The following is a 1935-nucleotide window of genomic DNA, read 5'->3' on the forward strand; positions in this document are numbered from 1 at the left end:
TGGGGAAGAAATTTTGAGTATTTCTGGGCAAAGCGAGTATCCTCAAACTACAACTAAAAATGACAATGTAATAGATTATTATACAGAAGCTAATAAAGAATTCAAATCATTACCACTTTTGCCAGAGTCTAATTTCTTAGAGTCAGTTTCAGTAGAATATATTTTGGAACCTTTATTAGTTTCTGCAAAAGCAATTGCCGATGAACGTCATATAGATTTAGAAGTCAATTTTCCTGAGAATTTACCTATAGTCCAAGCTAATAATAAAGCTTTGCGAGAAGTTTTAAGTAATATTATTGATAATGCTTTGAAGTATACTCCTGCAGGGGGAAATATTTATATTAAGTTGACAACTTCAGCTCCACAAACAGATGATTATCAATCGGTCAAAAATGAAATAGAAGGAATGCTAGCAATAGCTATTAGCGATACAGGTTATGGTATTCCAGCACAAGATTTAGAACATTTATTTGAACGAAACTATCGGGGTGAAAAAGCTAAAACGGACATTCCAGGCACAGGATTAGGATTAGCGATCGCTCTTGATTTAATACATATAATGAAAGGCAAAATTCAAGTATATTCTCCTGTAGTTCCTCAGTGGTTGTCCCATGATTTACAACAGCAAGATGCCATAATTAATAGTGGCACTACAGTGGTTTTATGGTTACAAGTACTAAATTAAGATTGGTATTTTCAGCTATAGCTATATATAGTAATTTTACTGTTGGTTTAACTTGAATATTAAACATTACCTATTTATTGCTCTCTTCACAATAAATAAAATAGGGCTATTGTAATAACCCAGTTGCATTTGAGGAAAAAAGTTTTATCATACAAGAGTACAAACACACTCTGAACTTTTACAAAGAGAATTAAAAACCTTTGTAAGTGAGTTTAGCTTTCCTACAATCCACTCCTTAGTCGGAGCGTAGGAAATATCTAGGGAGTTAGTACATCAGGAGCATCTAAAAGTTTAACCTCTTGCTTGATTCTTCAGCCAAAATTTTACCTTGATTAGGTGGGGAAGGAAAATTTATGCTGTTGAAATATACAGGGATATAATTATCCCAAAAACTGGCAAGAGGTTTTTTTAATTTTTATGTTTTGTATGAAATATATTTCATACTTACTAATTTCATAGATTTTTATAAAAATGAATAATTTGCAAGAAGTATATCCGGAAGCTGTAATTTGTATCGTAGATAATAATGATAGTAACCTCAAGTTATTATCTAGGTTATTGAAAGACAATAACTATGAGTTTATAGTAGCTAATAGAAGAGAAAAATTTTTAAATACATTACAAAATATATCAGTAGACCTAATATTAATAAATTGATCATTGGAAAAAGAGCAATGGCAGACTTGCCAATCTTTGCAAAGCTCAAAATTAACAAAAAATATTCCGATAATTTTTATGGGAAACACACACAATGAAATCAATCAAATTAAGAGATTAAATATTGAGAACTTCGATAATATTAATATGCCCATACAAGTAGATGAATTTTTAACAGAAATAAAGTTGCATTTGCAAATATTTTCATTAAAAAAACAACTCCAATCTCAAAATAAAATCTTACAACAAGAAATATTCTTAAGAGAAAATATAGAAAATGAAGTAAAAAAGCATAAATCAACCCTAGAAAATTTGGTGGTGGTGCATAGTAATGGTAAAGGAAGCACCGAGAGTTTGGGGAGATGGGGAGTGTGGGAGATGGGGAGATGAGGAGTGTGGGAGAAATTAAAAAATATGTATCCTACCATTACCATGCAGGACTATCGAAAATTTGGTAGTCCTACACAGTAATGGTAAGTGGAGACAAACAACACTTAGAAAGAGAGCAAGTGGACATGATATTACTATAGCTTCCAAATTAAAATCCGACCTCCTTCACCTCCACTAACTAGAGTTTTACCATCTGAAGTAAA

At 31.6% G+C, this 1935-nt stretch carries 2 protein-coding genes; both read left to right on the top strand.

The window, feature by feature from the left end; genetic code table 11:
• Positions 1-685: cell wall metabolism sensor histidine kinase WalK (locus tag F6K13_RS30930; protein WP_287289547.1), on the top strand; the 685-nt coding region annotated here is incomplete at its 5' end.
• 660 nt (positions 686-1345) lie between these two features.
• Positions 1346-1732, top strand: a complete 387-nt coding sequence (locus tag F6K13_RS30935; protein WP_124155041.1) for a hypothetical protein — start codon at positions 1346-1348, stop codon at positions 1730-1732.
• The last annotated feature ends 203 nt before the right edge of the window (positions 1733-1935 follow it).

Origin of the sequence: Okeania sp. SIO2B9 (assembly GCF_010672505.1) — a bacterium.
Lineage (GTDB): Bacteria > Cyanobacteriota > Cyanobacteriia > Cyanobacteriales > Microcoleaceae > Okeania > Okeania hirsuta.